General features: G+C 70.4%; 17 protein-coding genes and 1 tRNA gene. 6 read left to right on the forward strand and 12 right to left on the reverse strand.

The window, feature by feature from the left end:
- Positions 1–50: 50 nt before the first annotated feature.
- Positions 51–1,286, forward strand: coding sequence for an IS30 family transposase (locus tag IM697_RS43800; protein ID WP_194043207.1), 1,236 nt, complete (start codon positions 51–53; stop codon positions 1,284–1,286).
- 99 nt (positions 1,287–1,385) lie between these two features.
- Entirely contained in the window at positions 1,386–1,679 is a 294-nt protein-coding gene (locus IM697_RS43805) for a zinc-ribbon domain-containing protein (protein ID WP_194043209.1), read from the forward strand.
- A gap of 33 nt (positions 1,680–1,712) precedes the next feature.
- Here the strand turns inward: IM697_RS43805 and IM697_RS43810 are convergent, their stop codons facing one another.
- The 6 genes from IM697_RS43810 to IM697_RS43835 all read right to left on the reverse strand — a co-directional run bounded on the left by IM697_RS43810 (position 1,713) and on the right by IM697_RS43835 (position 4,520).
- Positions 1,713–2,411 (reverse strand): DUF2637 domain-containing protein, encoded by a 699-nt coding sequence (locus IM697_RS43810; protein WP_228044422.1) that lies wholly within the window; start codon positions 2,409–2,411, stop codon positions 1,713–1,715.
- Positions 2,412–2,413: 2 nt separating this feature from the next.
- Positions 2,414–2,599, reverse strand: a complete 186-nt coding sequence (locus IM697_RS43815) for a hypothetical protein (RefSeq protein WP_194043211.1) — start codon at positions 2,597–2,599, stop codon at positions 2,414–2,416.
- A gap of 142 nt (positions 2,600–2,741) precedes the next feature.
- Entirely contained in the window at positions 2,742–3,293 is a 552-nt protein-coding gene (locus IM697_RS43820) for a dihydrofolate reductase family protein (RefSeq protein ID WP_194043213.1), read from the reverse strand.
- Positions 3,294–3,454: 161 nt separating this feature from the next.
- Positions 3,455–3,619 carry a hypothetical protein gene (locus IM697_RS43825; RefSeq protein WP_194043215.1) on the reverse strand — a complete coding sequence of 55 codons (165 nt, stop codon included), beginning with the start codon at positions 3,617–3,619 and terminating at the stop codon, positions 3,455–3,457.
- Positions 3,616–4,227 (reverse strand): Chromate resistance protein ChrB, encoded by a 612-nt coding sequence (locus IM697_RS43830; protein WP_194043217.1) that lies wholly within the window; start codon positions 4,225–4,227, stop codon positions 3,616–3,618. The genes IM697_RS43825 and IM697_RS43830 overlap by 4 nt, the downstream gene beginning before the upstream one ends.
- Before the next feature lie 20 nt (positions 4,228–4,247).
- Positions 4,248–4,520 carry a hypothetical protein gene (locus tag IM697_RS43835; protein WP_228044423.1) on the reverse strand — a complete coding sequence of 91 codons (273 nt, stop codon included), beginning with the start codon at positions 4,518–4,520 and terminating at the stop codon, positions 4,248–4,250.
- Positions 4,521–4,934: 414 nt separating this feature from the next.
- Here IM697_RS43835 and IM697_RS43840 point away from each other — a divergent pair, with 414 nt between their 5' ends.
- Entirely contained in the window at positions 4,935–6,230 is a 1,296-nt protein-coding gene (locus tag IM697_RS43840; RefSeq protein ID WP_194043219.1) for an FG-GAP repeat domain-containing protein, read from the forward strand.
- 20 nt (positions 6,231–6,250) lie between these two features.
- On the opposite strand, the gene IM697_RS43845 is transcribed toward IM697_RS43840, so the two are convergent.
- The 4 genes from IM697_RS43845 to IM697_RS43860 are packed head-to-tail and all read right to left on the reverse strand — an operon-like array spanning position 6,251 to position 9,264.
- On the reverse strand, positions 6,251–6,871 hold the full coding sequence (locus IM697_RS43845; RefSeq protein WP_194043222.1) for a hypothetical protein: 621 nt from the start codon (positions 6,869–6,871) through the stop codon (positions 6,251–6,253).
- A 13-nt stretch (positions 6,872–6,884) separates the two neighbouring features.
- Positions 6,885–7,655, reverse strand: coding sequence for a hypothetical protein (locus tag IM697_RS43850; RefSeq protein ID WP_194043224.1), 771 nt, complete (start codon positions 7,653–7,655; stop codon positions 6,885–6,887).
- Positions 7,652–8,953, reverse strand: coding sequence for an AAA family ATPase (locus tag IM697_RS43855; RefSeq protein ID WP_194043226.1), 1,302 nt, complete (start codon positions 8,951–8,953; stop codon positions 7,652–7,654). Before IM697_RS43855 ends, IM697_RS43850 begins: the two co-directional genes overlap by 4 nt.
- A 5-nt stretch (positions 8,954–8,958) precedes the next feature.
- Positions 8,959–9,264 (reverse strand): hypothetical protein, encoded by a 306-nt coding sequence (locus tag IM697_RS43860; protein ID WP_194043228.1) that lies wholly within the window; start codon positions 9,262–9,264, stop codon positions 8,959–8,961.
- Positions 9,265–9,616: 352 nt separating this feature from the next.
- On the opposite strand from IM697_RS43860, the gene IM697_RS43865 reads away from it, so the two are divergent.
- Both IM697_RS43865 and IM697_RS43870 read left to right on the forward strand, forming a co-directional pair.
- Complete coding sequence (locus IM697_RS43865; RefSeq protein WP_194043230.1) at positions 9,617–10,270, forward strand: DUF5701 family protein; 654 nt, start codon at positions 9,617–9,619, stop codon at positions 10,268–10,270.
- A gap of 287 nt (positions 10,271–10,557) precedes the next feature.
- On the forward strand, positions 10,558–11,496 hold the full coding sequence (locus tag IM697_RS43870) for a Yip1 family protein (protein WP_194043232.1): 939 nt from the start codon (positions 10,558–10,560) through the stop codon (positions 11,494–11,496).
- A 156-nt stretch (positions 11,497–11,652) separates the two neighbouring features.
- On the opposite strand, the gene IM697_RS43875 is transcribed toward IM697_RS43870, so the two are convergent.
- Positions 11,653–12,156, reverse strand: a complete 504-nt coding sequence (locus IM697_RS43875; RefSeq protein ID WP_194043234.1) for a phosphoribosyltransferase — start codon at positions 12,154–12,156, stop codon at positions 11,653–11,655.
- A gap of 21 nt (positions 12,157–12,177) precedes the next feature.
- Positions 12,178–12,753, reverse strand: coding sequence for a dCTP deaminase (gene dcd, locus IM697_RS43880; RefSeq protein ID WP_194043236.1), 576 nt, complete (start codon positions 12,751–12,753; stop codon positions 12,178–12,180).
- A gap of 538 nt (positions 12,754–13,291) precedes the next feature.
- Between dcd and IM697_RS43885 the strand changes: the two genes are divergently transcribed.
- Positions 13,292–13,365: transfer RNA gene (locus IM697_RS43885), tRNA-Gly, on the forward strand.
- Positions 13,366–13,412 lie beyond the last annotated feature (47 nt).

Genomic DNA, 13,412 nt, shown 5'->3' on the forward strand with positions numbered 1-13,412 from the left:
CGTACCTTGAGTTCTAGTGGTCGTCGCAACACCCCAGCTCAAGGGGTGCGATGGACTTCGAGATCCGCAAGGACAGACGTGGTGGGGGCGGCCGTCGGCTGACGCGTGAGCGGGAGGTATATCTCCAGCTCATGCGTCAGGGGTACAGCAGCAGAGAAGCCTGCCGGATCGTCGGGATCAACCTGCGAACCGGCAAGCGGTGGCGCAACGGCCACCACTCACCGACCTACGGAAAGCCGAAGCCTCCCATCACCGTGGAGGCTTCGGCTTCCGGCCCGTCGCGGTACCTCCGGGAGGAGGACCGCATCTACATCGCCGACCGGCTCCGCGAGAGGGCATCTGTCCGGCAGATAGCCGCTGAGCTGGGCCGCAGCCCGTCGACCATCAGCCGGGAGATACGCCGCAACGGCATGCCACTGCGCGGGGACGCCTCCCGCTGGGCCTACCGGCCGCACGCCGCCCACCGCCGCGCCGAGCAGCGCAGGCCCCGCCCCAAGGCGGGCAAGATCGGGCAGAACCCCGAACTGCGGGGCTTCATCCAGCACCACCTCACACTGCGCTGGAGCCCTGAGCAGATCTGCCAGGCTCTACGGACCGCCTTTCCCGACCGGCCGGAGATGCACGTGGTCCACGAGACGATCTACCAGGCCCTCTACGTCCAGGGCCGCGGTGAACTGCGCCGCGAGCTGACCCGCGCCCTGCGCTCCGGACGGGCCATGCGCCGGCCGCACCGGCAGTCCTACAAGCGCCAGCCCCGGAACATCAGAGACATGGTGATGATCAGCGAGCGGCCCGCCGAAGCCGCCGACCGGGCCGTCCCCGGGCACTGGGAGGGAGACCTCATCATCGGCAAGGAAGGCAAGTCGGCCATCGCCACCCTCGTCGAGCGCAGCACCCGCTACGTCCTGCTCGCACCACTGCCCGAGGACCACAGCGCGGCCAGCACCCAAGACGCCCTGATCGAAGCCGTCACATCGCTTCCGCCGCACCTGAAGCGGTCCCTGACCTGGGACCAGGGCTCGGAGATGGCCACGCACAAGGCATTCACTCTCGCCACCGACATCCCGGTCTACTTCTGCGACCCAGCCAGTCCTTGGCAGCGCGGCTCGAACGAGAACACGAACGGCCTGCTGCGGCAGTACTTCCCGAAGGGCACCGACCTGTCCCGGCACAGCCGGGAGCACCTGGCTGCCGTCGCCGCCGAACTCAACAGCCGCCCACGCAAAACGCTCGGCTGGGAAACCCCAGCCGAGCGCCTCGCTAAGCTCCTGGCCACAGCCAGTTGATCACTTGTGTTGCAACAACCCCTGGAATTCGCCTACGGGACAGGGGGCGCCGTGTTGCGGCAGGCTGTAGGGCAGGAACTGATCGGAAAGGACCACGGCGTGATCATCTTCGGCACCAAGGGCTATCTGTACCAGCTCGCGATACTCACCCTGGTGTGCGGCCAGTGCGGCAACCCCGCGGCCCACACGCTGCGCAAGCGCGTCACGAAGTTCACGCTGTTCTTCGTGCCGTTGTTCCCGGTCTCGACCAAGTACGCGACGCAGTGCACCTTCTGCGGCGCGGAGCAGAAGGTGACGCCGGAGCAGGCCGAGCAGCTCCAGGCGCAGGCCACCGCCGGGGGCCCCGGCGGTCAGCAGCCGTACGGACAGCCTCAGCAGCCGTACCGGTCCTGACCCGACCGGATTTCCGGAACCCCGGGCGACGGCCTACGACTTCGGCTGCTTGGGCCCGTTGATCGTGTCGGCGGCGTGCTTGGGGCCGGGGCGCGACGAGAACTGGCCGACAAGCTCGCGAAAGCAGACCAGTGCGGTGATCGGTGGAATTCCGACGATCACCATCGCCAGCAGGGAACCCGCGGACTGGCCGATGCACAGGGCGACCGCCACGCCGGAGGAGATGAACATGACCGCCCAGGACCGCCGGGCGGTCCGGCGCTGGACGGATGCCCGGAGAATGGACAGACCTGCCAGCAGCCACGGCCCGTACACCGTCAGCGGCCACCAGTGCGCCAGCTCCGGCGAGACCACGAGCAGCGCGATGGAGCGCAGCTGATCGTACGAATATGAAATAGACCAGGTGAGCATTGTCACTGCACACAGGGTGATGAGTGTGACCAGGATGGAGACGGTGAGAAATCTCGGGTTTCGGGTAAGGCTGTGGGCGCCGGGCTGCGGTCGCTTGCGGTGCACCGGACGGGTCGGCGGCGGGGGCGGCCGGTCCTTCTCCCGCCGGGGCGGAACGGGGTCCGCGACGTGCGTGGAACCCAGCATCTGCGCCAGCTCCCGGTCCAGATCCCACCCCTCCGGCGAGAACGCCGCCGGATCGGACACCTGCCACAGGTTCTGCATGTCGAGCTGCTGTGTGTAATGGGGCTGTTCGTCTACCGCGTCATAGTCGGTCCTCATTTCTAGAAGTTCTCCCCTTCCATCGCGGCCCGGAGATATTCACGCTCCATCCGGCTGATGGTTTTCAGGAAATCGTCAAGCAGATCAGAGCAGTGCGTGACGCTTTCCGCAGCGGTCTGATCGGCTGCCTGAAGCGAACGGCCCGGAAGACCGTCAGCTGCGTATTTTTCCTGCCAAGTCACGCCCACATAACGAGTGTCATGCGGGGCAGGACATCTGGCATTCGGGGGAATATTGCGTCAACGGTGATTATCTGGAATATCAAATATCCAATGACCGGGCCCGGAAGCTGAAATTCAGAAGAAGTATGAATACCGATCATGGCCGACTTCAGGCCCCGTAGGTCCCGAACCGCGGAGTCCCCGCCGCTTCGAAGACGTGTACGGAGAGTCCGCCGGGCGTCGTCCGATGACTGACGAGGCGGAGACCCGCGGGCGCACCCCCGTCCGGGAACAGGCGCCGGCCCTGCCCCACCACGACCGGGGCGATGACGAGGCGCAGGGTGTCGATCAGGCCGGCGGCCAGCAGGGACTGGGCGAGCCGGGCGCTGCCGTGGATCTGCAGCTCGCGGCCCGGCCGCCGCTTCAGCTCGGCGACCTGGGCCGGGACGTCCCCGGAGAGGATCGTGGTGGGACTCCAGTCGGCCCGGGTGAGGGTGTGGGTGGCCACGTACTTCGGGAGGCCGTTGAGCGTGGCGGCGGCCGGATGATCATGCATTTCCGGCCAGTCCCTGGCGAAGTTCTCATACGTACGACGCCCGAACAGAAACGCGTCCGCCTCGCGGAGCCAGGCACCGGCCAGCCGCTCGAACTCCCCGTCGACATACGGCACGAACCAGCCGCCCCGCGTGAACCCGTCACTGGTGTCCTCCGACGCGCGCACTCATCACTCGCCCGGCCGCTCCGCTACGGCCCCGGGTGTGCCCCCTCGGCGGCTCGCGAGCGACCAGGGCGGGCCGGCCGGCGAGGGCCACATGGCCTGCGCGCCTCGTCCAGCCCCCTGCGCGCCTCGTCCAGCCCCTGCGCGCCTCGTCCGGCGTGCGCTCAGCGCTCGCCCGGCCGCTCCGCTACGGCCCCGGGCGCAGCACCCCGTCGGGCCGCCAGGGTCAGGGCAGGGCCGAGGGCGATCAGGAGGGCGAGGGTCGCGTAGCCGTAGGTGAAGGTGGCTGTGGTGGCGAGGGCGGCTTCCGGGGGCCGTGTCGCACTCATCGGCCGGTCTCCTCCGGCGCCCGCTGCTCCGGCACCTGGTGCAGTGCGGCGAAGACGCGCTCGGCGTAGTCCTCGCAGGCGGCGACGCAGCTCTTGAGCCGCTCGGTGGCCGCCGCGGCCTCGGGGGCGCCGAAGACGTCCCGGGCCGTCAGATCCCGGTGCCAGCGGCGCAGCCGTTCCAGTGACTGCTCCTCTTCCTCCAGTTCGGCGAGGGTGAACTTGGCGATGCGGCCGCATCCGTCAGCGCCTCCGCCGCGGGCTTTGGCCAGCTCCGCCTCGAACTTGCCGCAGTCGGCGAGGAACTCGGCCCAGTCGGTGGAGCGCGCGGCCGTGAACATCTCCCGCAGCCGCCGCCCGTCCTGGGCCCCGCGCCCGCTCGCCGCCAGCGACACCGCCTCGCCCCCGGCCCGCTCGGTCAGCTCCAGCGCCCGGGCGATCCCGGCGCCGAACACCGGCACGTCCGGTACGGCCCACACGCCCTGCCCGAGCGACAGCGCACCGATCTTCCGCAGCTCACGCCAGACGGCGACCCGGTGCCGGGAGGGTTCTGCGGGAACCTTGACGACGAGCACGATCCAGCGCGTACCGCTGCTGTCACTGTCAGTCACACACCAGAATGTATCAACCGTTACATCCACCAGCCAGAGGGCGCCGAGTCCGAGCGACTACGGGCGTGCGGTGAGCCGCCGCGCCGACCGCTCGTACGCCGCCAGCTTGTCCGGCGCCGCATGGTGGCACTCACCAGGGCGACCGGGGCCCCGTCCCGGACGAGCAGCAGGCCGGGCTGCCCGTTGGCCTCGACGAGGCCGTACTCGGCACCGGGGAAGAACTTCTGGGCGAAGGCGGTGACCCTGGCCACGCGGTCGGCACCGACGATCAGCACCCGCGCCACACCGCGCATGCCGTTGCCGTCCGCGTAGGCGACGACGTCGGCCGGCCCAGGATGCGGTAGGCGATGCCGAACAGCCGTGGCCGCAGCCGCTGGAACTCCTCCGCGGGTCGACCACCGTGCAGTCCAGCGGGCACGCCTCCCGGCGCGGGGAGCGGCCCGCTCGTCGGATCCTACGGCGGCGGCGCCGGGCGGGCATGGGGTGCGTGCGGTGCTCGGTCCTGGCGGACGACGGACGGCGGACGGCGGACGGCGCCGAAGCCAGCCTGCCGAAAGGAACGCCGCTCGGGGACTTTCAGCCACACTCGGGCATCGCCGCACCCCGTCCCGGCACAGGACTGTCGCCCCACCTCGAACACGTGCATGATTACCCAGTTGTTGCCCCTGACACTGACGAGGTGAGCGGTGCACGTGCGAAGAAGCGGGATGTGTACCGCGGCCCTGGCCTGCACCCTCGCCACCCTCGGCGCCCTGTCCCTCACGGCCTGCGGCGGCACCTCGCCCGACGGCTCCGAGTCCGCCCGGCACACCCCCGTCCAGGTGGCCGACGCCCCCGCGCCGCTGCCGGTCCCGCAGGGCAAGGGCAGCAAGGCACCGGACGACTTCAACGGCGACGGCCACCGCGACCTCGTCCTCAACGACCTGGTCAAGGCACAGGCGCACGCGGACGACGCGGGCATCGGCATCGTCTACGGCAGCGAACGCGGACTCACCCCGGGCGCACGGCAGTTGCTCAGCCCCGAGCGGCAGGCCGCCCCGACCGGGGGCCAGCTCCCGGCCGTCTTCGACGCGGAGGCGACCTGCGACCTGGACGGCGACGGCTTCACGGACCTGGTCGTCTCCACCGACCCGCCCTACGACGGCCAGGGGCAGCCCCCGGTGCCGCTCCAGCTCCTCTTCGGCTCCCCCAAGGGCCTCACCGGCAAGGCGGTCAAGCTGGTGATCCCGCCGCGCGCCCGCGTCGGCAACGACTGGCCCGACCAGCCGGTGTGCGGCGACTTCGACGGCGACGACGCGCAGGACCTGGTGGTACACGCGTCGGGAGGCCAACTGAGCTTCCTGCGGGGCCCGTTCACCCGCAAGGGCGCCCCGCGCGCGGCTGCCGCCCCCATCCAGGCGCCCGGCAACGTCCCCACCGGCCCGGCGGCCGACGTCGACGACGACGGCTACGACGACCTGGTGGTCCGTACGGCGGCGGGCCGGGCCACCTCCGCGATCGTCCTCGGCGGCCCGACCGGCCCCACCCGCACCGGAGCGGCCCTGCCCGCCGGCATCGACGTGGCCCTCGGCGCCTTCGGCGAGGGCAAAACAGCCCTCGACGCGGCGATCGGCACCATGAACGGAACGTCCCTGCGCTACGACCTCCCGGCCCCGGCCGCACGCGGCACCCTCCCCTCCCCCGGCACAAAGCTCGACGCCGCCGACTTCGACGGCGACGGCCTGAGCGAACTCCTCTCCAGCGGCTCACGGTTGCGCATCTTCCACGGCCGTACGGCAGGACTCGCGACGACGGGCATGGTCACCGTCGAGCCCCCCGCCCCGGGCACCACCCGCGTCGTCTCCACCGGCGACTTCGACGGCGACGGCCGCGCCGACCTGGTCGTGCGCACGTATGCCGGCGAGACGAAGGACACGGTGGCGGTGTACCCGGGCACGAAGAAGGGCCTCGTGGCGGCGAAGCCGTCCGTGACCTTCTCCAGCGCGGAGTTCCTGGCGCGGTAGCCGGCGCCGCGCGTTCGGCGTCAGTCGGCGACGCGTGCGCCGATGGCGCGGGCCCGGGCACGGGCCTCGGGGCTCAGGCCCTTGCGGCGGGGGTCGGTGCGGGTGTCGAAGGCAGTGGGCTGGGCGGCGTACGTCAGGGTCCGCAGGCCGGGTTCGGCGATGACGCAGGCGAAGCGGGGGTCGCCCGCGTACCACAGGTCACCGTCGAGGCCCCGACGGGCGATGCGGTCCCAGGGCCGGAAGAAGAACCCGGAGATCTTCGGCGACACCGTCTTCTCCGGCCGGTCGGGGTCGGGCAGCACGAAGGATGCCTTGCGCCCCCGCGCGTCGTACCGCACGCCACCGGGCTGCTGACGCCACGGGTAGACCGTCAGGATCCGGCGCATCCGCCCGAACCTGCACAGCTTGATGAGGGACATCACGGCGTTGTACATGAGCACGGCCAGCACCACCGTCATCGGCACCACCGCCCCCACCGGCAACAGCACGACCGTGACGAACACCGCGCCGCACCACAGCGCCACCCAGCCGAGGAACCTGGCCAGCTGCCCCGCGGCCCAGCGGGACAGGGCGCCGGCCGTGCCGGCGTCGTCCCAGGCCACCGGGCCGTCGAAGCCGCCCTGCTTCGCATACGTGCTCATTCGCTCACCTCGGTCATCCGAAGTCCGCCGTGATGCTCTTCGTGACGCGGTCGGAACCCACGTCCGCTCCATCACCGCGTACCGTCCGCTCGATCTCCGGCAGCGGGTCGTGGAAGGACACGGTGTGCGCGACGCCCTTCATCAGGTCGCGGTAGTGCCCCCGCGCCGAGACGGCCGTGGTACTCAGCGAGAGGACGGCGAGCTGCGTCCCGGACGGCGCCGGAATGTACACGTCGCACTGGTACAGCTCCTGCGCGGGCATGCCCGCAACGGCGGGCACGGTCACCAGGGTGTCGCAGAACGAACCGGGACGGACCCCCGGCAACGTCAGGAGCTCCACATTCGTCGCGTTCTCCCGCGACGAGACCGCGCGTACCGCGGTGAGCTTCGGGGGAGCCCACTCGATGTCCCGCAGAGCGGCCGTGATCACGGATGTCGCCGAGGAGCCGTCGTCCGCGAAGTGCATGCCGAGCGAGCAGCCGAGGACGCCCTCGCCGCGCATCCGCGCCACCATGAACCGCATGTCCCGCAGCGCGCCGACGTAGCGGTCGCGCTGCTCCTCGGGCGCACAGCTCAGGATGAGGGTCATCACGTTCGTGAACTGCTCCTCGTACTCGGTGCCCGGCGCCGGGTCGAGGGCCTCGAGTGGTACGTCGAGATAGCCGTCCGGCAGCGCGTACCAGAGCTTCGCGGTCGTGTCCCGGGCCGAGTCGTCGATCACCAGGCGCACCGGCCGCTCCGGCCGCTCCGCCTGCCCGGCCTCCGCCGTCTGCTGTTCCGTCATCGCAGCACCGCCCGCAGCGTGGCCTGGATCGGCCCGATCGCCCCCGGTCCGTCGAAGAGGCCCGCGCGGCCGCCGTCGATGCCGGTCGCCCCGTCCTTGCCGGGCTGGAGCGCGTCGATCTGGTCGGCCGCGAGCCCGAACCCCGCGGTGCCCACACCGGCGACCGGAGAGGCGTAGGCCAGCGCCTTGGTGAGGCCCTCGCCCCCGCCCACCGCGCGGACGATCAGGTTGCCGACCGGCCCGGCGTCGTCCACGGCGGGCATCAGCCGTCCGGCGGCGGTGACCGTGTCGTCGCCGAACCGGCCCAGGAACTGGCCCACACTTACCGACTCGCTCGCGAAGCGGGTCGACTGGATCGCACCGTTGAGGCCGCGCGTCACGGCGCCCACGGCAGGCACCGCACCCAGTGCGTCGCCGACGAGCCCGATGGAGTTCTCCCAGAAGTCGGAGTCGAACTCGCCCTTGGTGAACCCGTCCGCGAGCGAGGCCCGCACCTTGGGATCGGCGAGCCGGGAGCCCATCGTCGCCAGGCTCAACGCACCCGCCGCCAGCAGCATCGCGATCCCGAACGGCCCCGTGCACAGCAGCGCCAGCAACCCCGCCACCGCCGCCAGCACACTGAGAATGTTGGTGAGGTTGTCCCCGATCCAGCTCAGCGCCTTGCTCAGCCACCCCGGCTCCTCGGGCGCCAGGTCCTTCGTGGCGTCCTTGAGCTTCTTCGCCAGTTCGCGCGCCTGGTCCTCGTGCGTCCCCTCCAGCTCCCGCGCCTTGCGCATCACCTCGTCCAGCGCGCCCTGCGCGTTGTTGACCGCGGTGACCGCGTCGTTGACCCGGGCGTTGGCCGCGTTCAGCCGCGCCTGCGCGGACTGCAGCTCGGGGCCCTCCTCGAAGGTCTGCCCCGCGAGCTTCAGGTCGGGGTCCTGCTTGGCCGTCTCGTGCCGGGAGTTGGCCGCCTTCAGGTCGCCCTTGTGATCGGCCGCCTCGACGTCGTACTTGTGCGCCAGCTCCCTGCGGCTGGTCAGCCCGCCGTGCCAGGCACCGAGGTGGCCGGCGGCCTGGGTCAGCGACTTGTGGGCGTCCTTCATGTACTTCGGCAGATCGCCGTCGAGGGCCTCGCGGAAGCCCACGGCGGCGTCACCCTCCCAGAAGCTGGACTCCCCGAGCAGCTTGTCGATCTTCTGGTACGCCGTCTGCAGCGCGCTCGCCGAGTTGACGAGCTGGGTACGGAGCTTCTCGACCTCGCCGGGCTCGCCCGGCACGGGGTTCCAGCCGAGGTGGACGTACGGGTTCTGTGCCATCGCGATCACTTCCCCGCAGCCGCGGCCCGCTTGAAGCTCTCCTCGAGGGAGGTCTCCACTTCGCGGTAGTTGTCCGTGTTCTTCTGCAAGCCCTCGGTGAGCTTCCCGATGCGTTCCTTGATCTGCTCGTTGCCGTACTTCCAGCGCTCCTGGAACTCGTCGCACGCCTCGTCCAGCTCCGGCGTCCCGATCTGGTCGGCCCGGACGTGCTGCAGAGCAGTGCGCACCTGCTCGAGGGAGGCATTGGCGCCGTCGAGGTCCTTGGTGAAGGCGGCAAGCTGATCAATATCGGTCTTGAAGTGGTCCCCCACGCAGGTCCTTCCCGTTCGCGCTTCGCGGTCGCATCGGCAGATACCGCCGGTGGCCGAATGGGCCAGATGATGCCATGGCGCGGTAAGGGGGCCGTGCGACGGTCACGGAATCCGCACGAGACGGCCAGTTCATCCTGCGTACGAGACGGCGGTTCACCATCCGCACGAGACGGCCGGTTCACCATCCGCACGAGACGGCCGGTTCACCATCCGCACGAGACGGCCGGTTCATCGCGACGACCCCACCGCGCCTGCGGGACGCCGGGAACGTTCCGTCCGCACGCCTCGTTGATCTGTCGACCTCACTCGTTGAGCTGTCGACCGCACGCCGCCCACCGAACCGAGGAGCGCCTTGCCCGAGACGTCGCCGCCCGCCGACCTGCCCCCTCTCCCGCCGCTCACCACCCAGGCGGAACATTTGATCGCGCTCGGCGTACCCGACCTCGCGGCGATACCGGCCGACGAGCTGCGCGCCTTCGCCGAGAAGGCCGAGCGCGGCGACGGCGGCACCCTGCTCGCCGTCCACCCGGACCGCGCCCCCGCCTCCGCCCTCGCCCCGCTGCTCCGGCACGCCGACAAGCCCGGTTTCGTCGTCGTCGACATGCCCGACGTCGACGACTTCGCCCCCGACGGCATCGAGCTGCCCGACTCTCCCCTCTACGTCGTCAGCGACATCGACCGAGGCGACCAGATGGCCAACTGGAGCCCGGAGGAGGCGCTGCCCGCGCTCACTGAGCAGGCCCGCACGCCGCTGCTGCTCACCGAGGGCATCCACTGGGTGCTCCAGCAGCCGGCGGCCCTGGAGCGCAACCGCTGCTTCATGACGATCGGCTCCCGGCTGCGCAAGGCGGGCGGCGCCCTGGACGCCCGTACCCCGGCGATCTGGATCAGCAACGGCACGGGCCGCGACGGCCGCGAGCGGCGCAAGGCCCCGAAGGTGGGCTGGTGCTGGTGGGGCAACCGACACACCTGGCTGGGCTTCGCCTCTACGACCGGCCGCAGGTAGGGAGTGCGCACTGGGGGGCACCTCCGGTGGGTACCTCCGGGGGGTGCCTCCGAGGGGTGCCTCCGGGGGGTGCCTCCGGGGGGCGTCCCAGGGTGGTGCCCCGTGGGGGCCTGATGGTTGCCCGAGCGCTCCCTGACCAGCCCCTGGACCAGCCCCTGACCTTTCCCTGATCCTCCCCTGACCCTCCCCTCGGCTTCCCTTAGGGGATGTCACAGCTCGGCCGCAAAGCCCGGCCCTGACCGCAGGGTCCGGCACGCGATTCTCCGGGACCAGGTACGTTCGAAGACGTGGCTGGATTCAGGATCGGACGGGGCAGCCGGAACAACGGCACCCCGCAGACGCGCCCCCAACAACCTCCGTACGGGCAGCAGGCGCCCCAGGGACCCTCGTACGGCTACCCCCCGCAGCAGCCGCACGCCGGCTCGGGCGGCGGGAGCGGCTGGCCGCAGGCCAACGGCGGTGGTGGCCACGGCGGTTACGGCCCCGGCGGTCACGGCGGACAGGGCGGGCACGGCGAGCCGGAGTACTTCGGCGACGGCGGCTACCCGCACGGCCCGGGCGGCGGCGCCCCGGACCCGTACGCGGCGAACAACCCGGGCCACACCCAGGCGTTCTCGGTCGGCGAGGACCCCTACAACCAGGGCGGGACCTACCAGGCGGGCGCGGCCCCGGCCGCCCCGATCGGCCCCCGCCTGCACTGGAAGGCCCTGCTACGCGGCGTCGTGCTCTCCCCCACGCAGACCTTCCTCCAGATGCGGGACTACTCGATGTGGGGCCCCGCCCTGATCGTGACGTTCCTCTACGGCCTGCTGGCCGTCTTCGGCTTCGACTCCGCACGCCAGGACGCGATCAACGCGACCCTCTCCAACGCGGTGCCGATCGTCCTGACGACGGCCGTGGCCATGGTCCTGTCGTCCTTCGTCCTGGGCGTGGTGACCCACACCCTGGCCCGCCAGCTCGGCGGCGACGGCGCCTGGCAGCCCACGGTCGGCCTGTCCATGCTGATCATGTCTCTCACGGACGCCCCCCGCCTCGTCTTCGCCATGTTCGCCGGCGGCGACGCGACCTTCGTCCAGGCCCTCGGCTGGGCGACCTGGGTGGCGGCTGGCGCCCTCCTCACCCTGATGGTCTCCAAGTCCCACGACCTGCCCTGGCCGAAGGCCCTGGGCGCGAGCGCGATCCAGCTGATCGCACTGCTGTCGATCGTGAAGCTGGGCACGTTCTAGCCCCCACCGACCGGTGAGCCGGCACGTGGAAGGGCCCTCGGCGCAAGCCGTAAGCAGCCGGGGGCCCTTCCCTGCTCAGCCTGTCGGCGCCTATCAGGCAACTTCTCAGGCGACCTTCTCAGGCCATCTCCTCAGGCGATCTCCTCAGGCGGCCTCTCAGGCGTCGAGCACCTGCCCCGCCCGCTGAACGACGGGCGGCTCGACACTCCACGGGAAGTTGATCCACTCATCGGTGCGCTTCCACACGTACTCGCACTTCACGAGGGAGTGGGACTTCTCATAGATCACGGCGGACCGCACCTCGGCGACATGCTCGACGCAGAAGTCGTGGACGAGCTTCAGCGTCTTGCCGGTGTCGGCGACGTCGTCGGCGATCAGCACCTTCTTGTCGGTGAAGTCGATGGCGTTGGGGACGGGGGCGAGCATGACGGGCATCTCGAGGGTCGTCCCCACCCCCGTGTAGAACTCCACGTTCACGAGGTGGAGGTTCTTGCAGTCGAGGGCGTAGGCGAGCCCGCCGGCGACGAAGACCCCGCCCCGGGCGATGCTGAGCACGATGTCCGGCTCGAACCCGTCGTCGGCGATGGTCTGCGCGAGCTCGCGGACGGCGGTGCCGAACCGCTCGTAGGTGAGGTTCTCCCGCACCGCCTGGTCACTCATGCCGCTGCTCATCCCCGCCGCTCACACCTGAGTCCGGTGGAAGTTCTTGAAGGACCGCGAGGCGGTGGGCCCGCGCTGCCCCTGGTACCGGGATCCGTACCGCTCGCTCCCGTACGGGAACTCGGCGGGCGAGGTGAGCCGGAACATGCACAGCTGGCCGATCTTCATGCCGGGCCAGAGCTTGATGGGGAGGGTGGCGAGGTTGGACAGCTCGAGCGTGACGTGCCCGCTGAACCCCGGGTCGATGAACCCGGCGGTGGAATGCGTGACCAGCCCGAGCCGCCCGAGCGAGGACTTCCCCTCGAGCCGGGAGGCGAGATCATCGGGAAGGGTGATGACCTCGTACGTCGAGGCGAGCACGAACTCCCCGGGATGCAGGATGAACGGCTCATCGCCCTCGGGCTCGACGAGCCGCGTGAGGTCCGCCTGCTCGACGGAGGGGTCGATGTGCGGGTACCGGTGGTTCTCGAACACCCGGAAGTACCGGTCCAGCCGCACGTCGACGCTGGACGGCTGCACCATGGTCTGGTCGTAGGGATCGATCCGTACCCGCCCGGCGTCGATCTCGGCCCGGATGTCCTTGTCTGAGAGAAGCACGCCCCGAGGATACGCAAGGCGCGCGGAACGACGACAATCGCGACGTCCGCGCGCCCGGCGCACACCTGCTGTGACTGCTCGCTGCTCCCGCTACTGCTACTGCTTCTCCAACTGCACCGGCACCGCACTGCGGAGCCGGGCACAGCGGGGACACCGGACGAGCCGGCCGGGGCCGAGGCGCTCGGCCTGCTGCATCGGGAACGAAGCGGTGCTGAACACGTGCCCATCGGCACAACGGACGACGGTGCGCTCCATCAAGTCCTAGAGTCCCTTCCCCAAGAGCCGCGTCTGGCTGCTGCCTGCCTGACGACGAGAGGCCACATTACGGGATCAAAGGGACGGCCCTCCAGGCGGCACTCCGACCCCGCCCGGACCCTCTCCCACCCCTCCACGGTACGCCCCAACTCCGGCCCGCTGCACCGGGATCCCACCCCTGAAACGCACTCAGGCCCCACGGCATCAGCGCCGGAGGCCGGTCATGAGGTACAGTGACGAAGCGATCGGACACCGCCTCCGGATCTTGGGGCGGCGATCTTACGCGGGTGTAGTTTAATGGTAGAACATCAGCTTCCCAAGCTGAGAGCGCGAGTTCGATTCTCGTCACCCGCTCCATGATGAAACCCCAGGTCAGCAGCCTGGGGTTTGTTTGTTGTCTAGAC

It is taken from the genome of Streptomyces ferrugineus (genome assembly GCF_015160855.1).
GTDB classification, from domain to species: domain Bacteria; phylum Actinomycetota; class Actinomycetes; order Streptomycetales; family Streptomycetaceae; genus Streptomyces; species Streptomyces ferrugineus.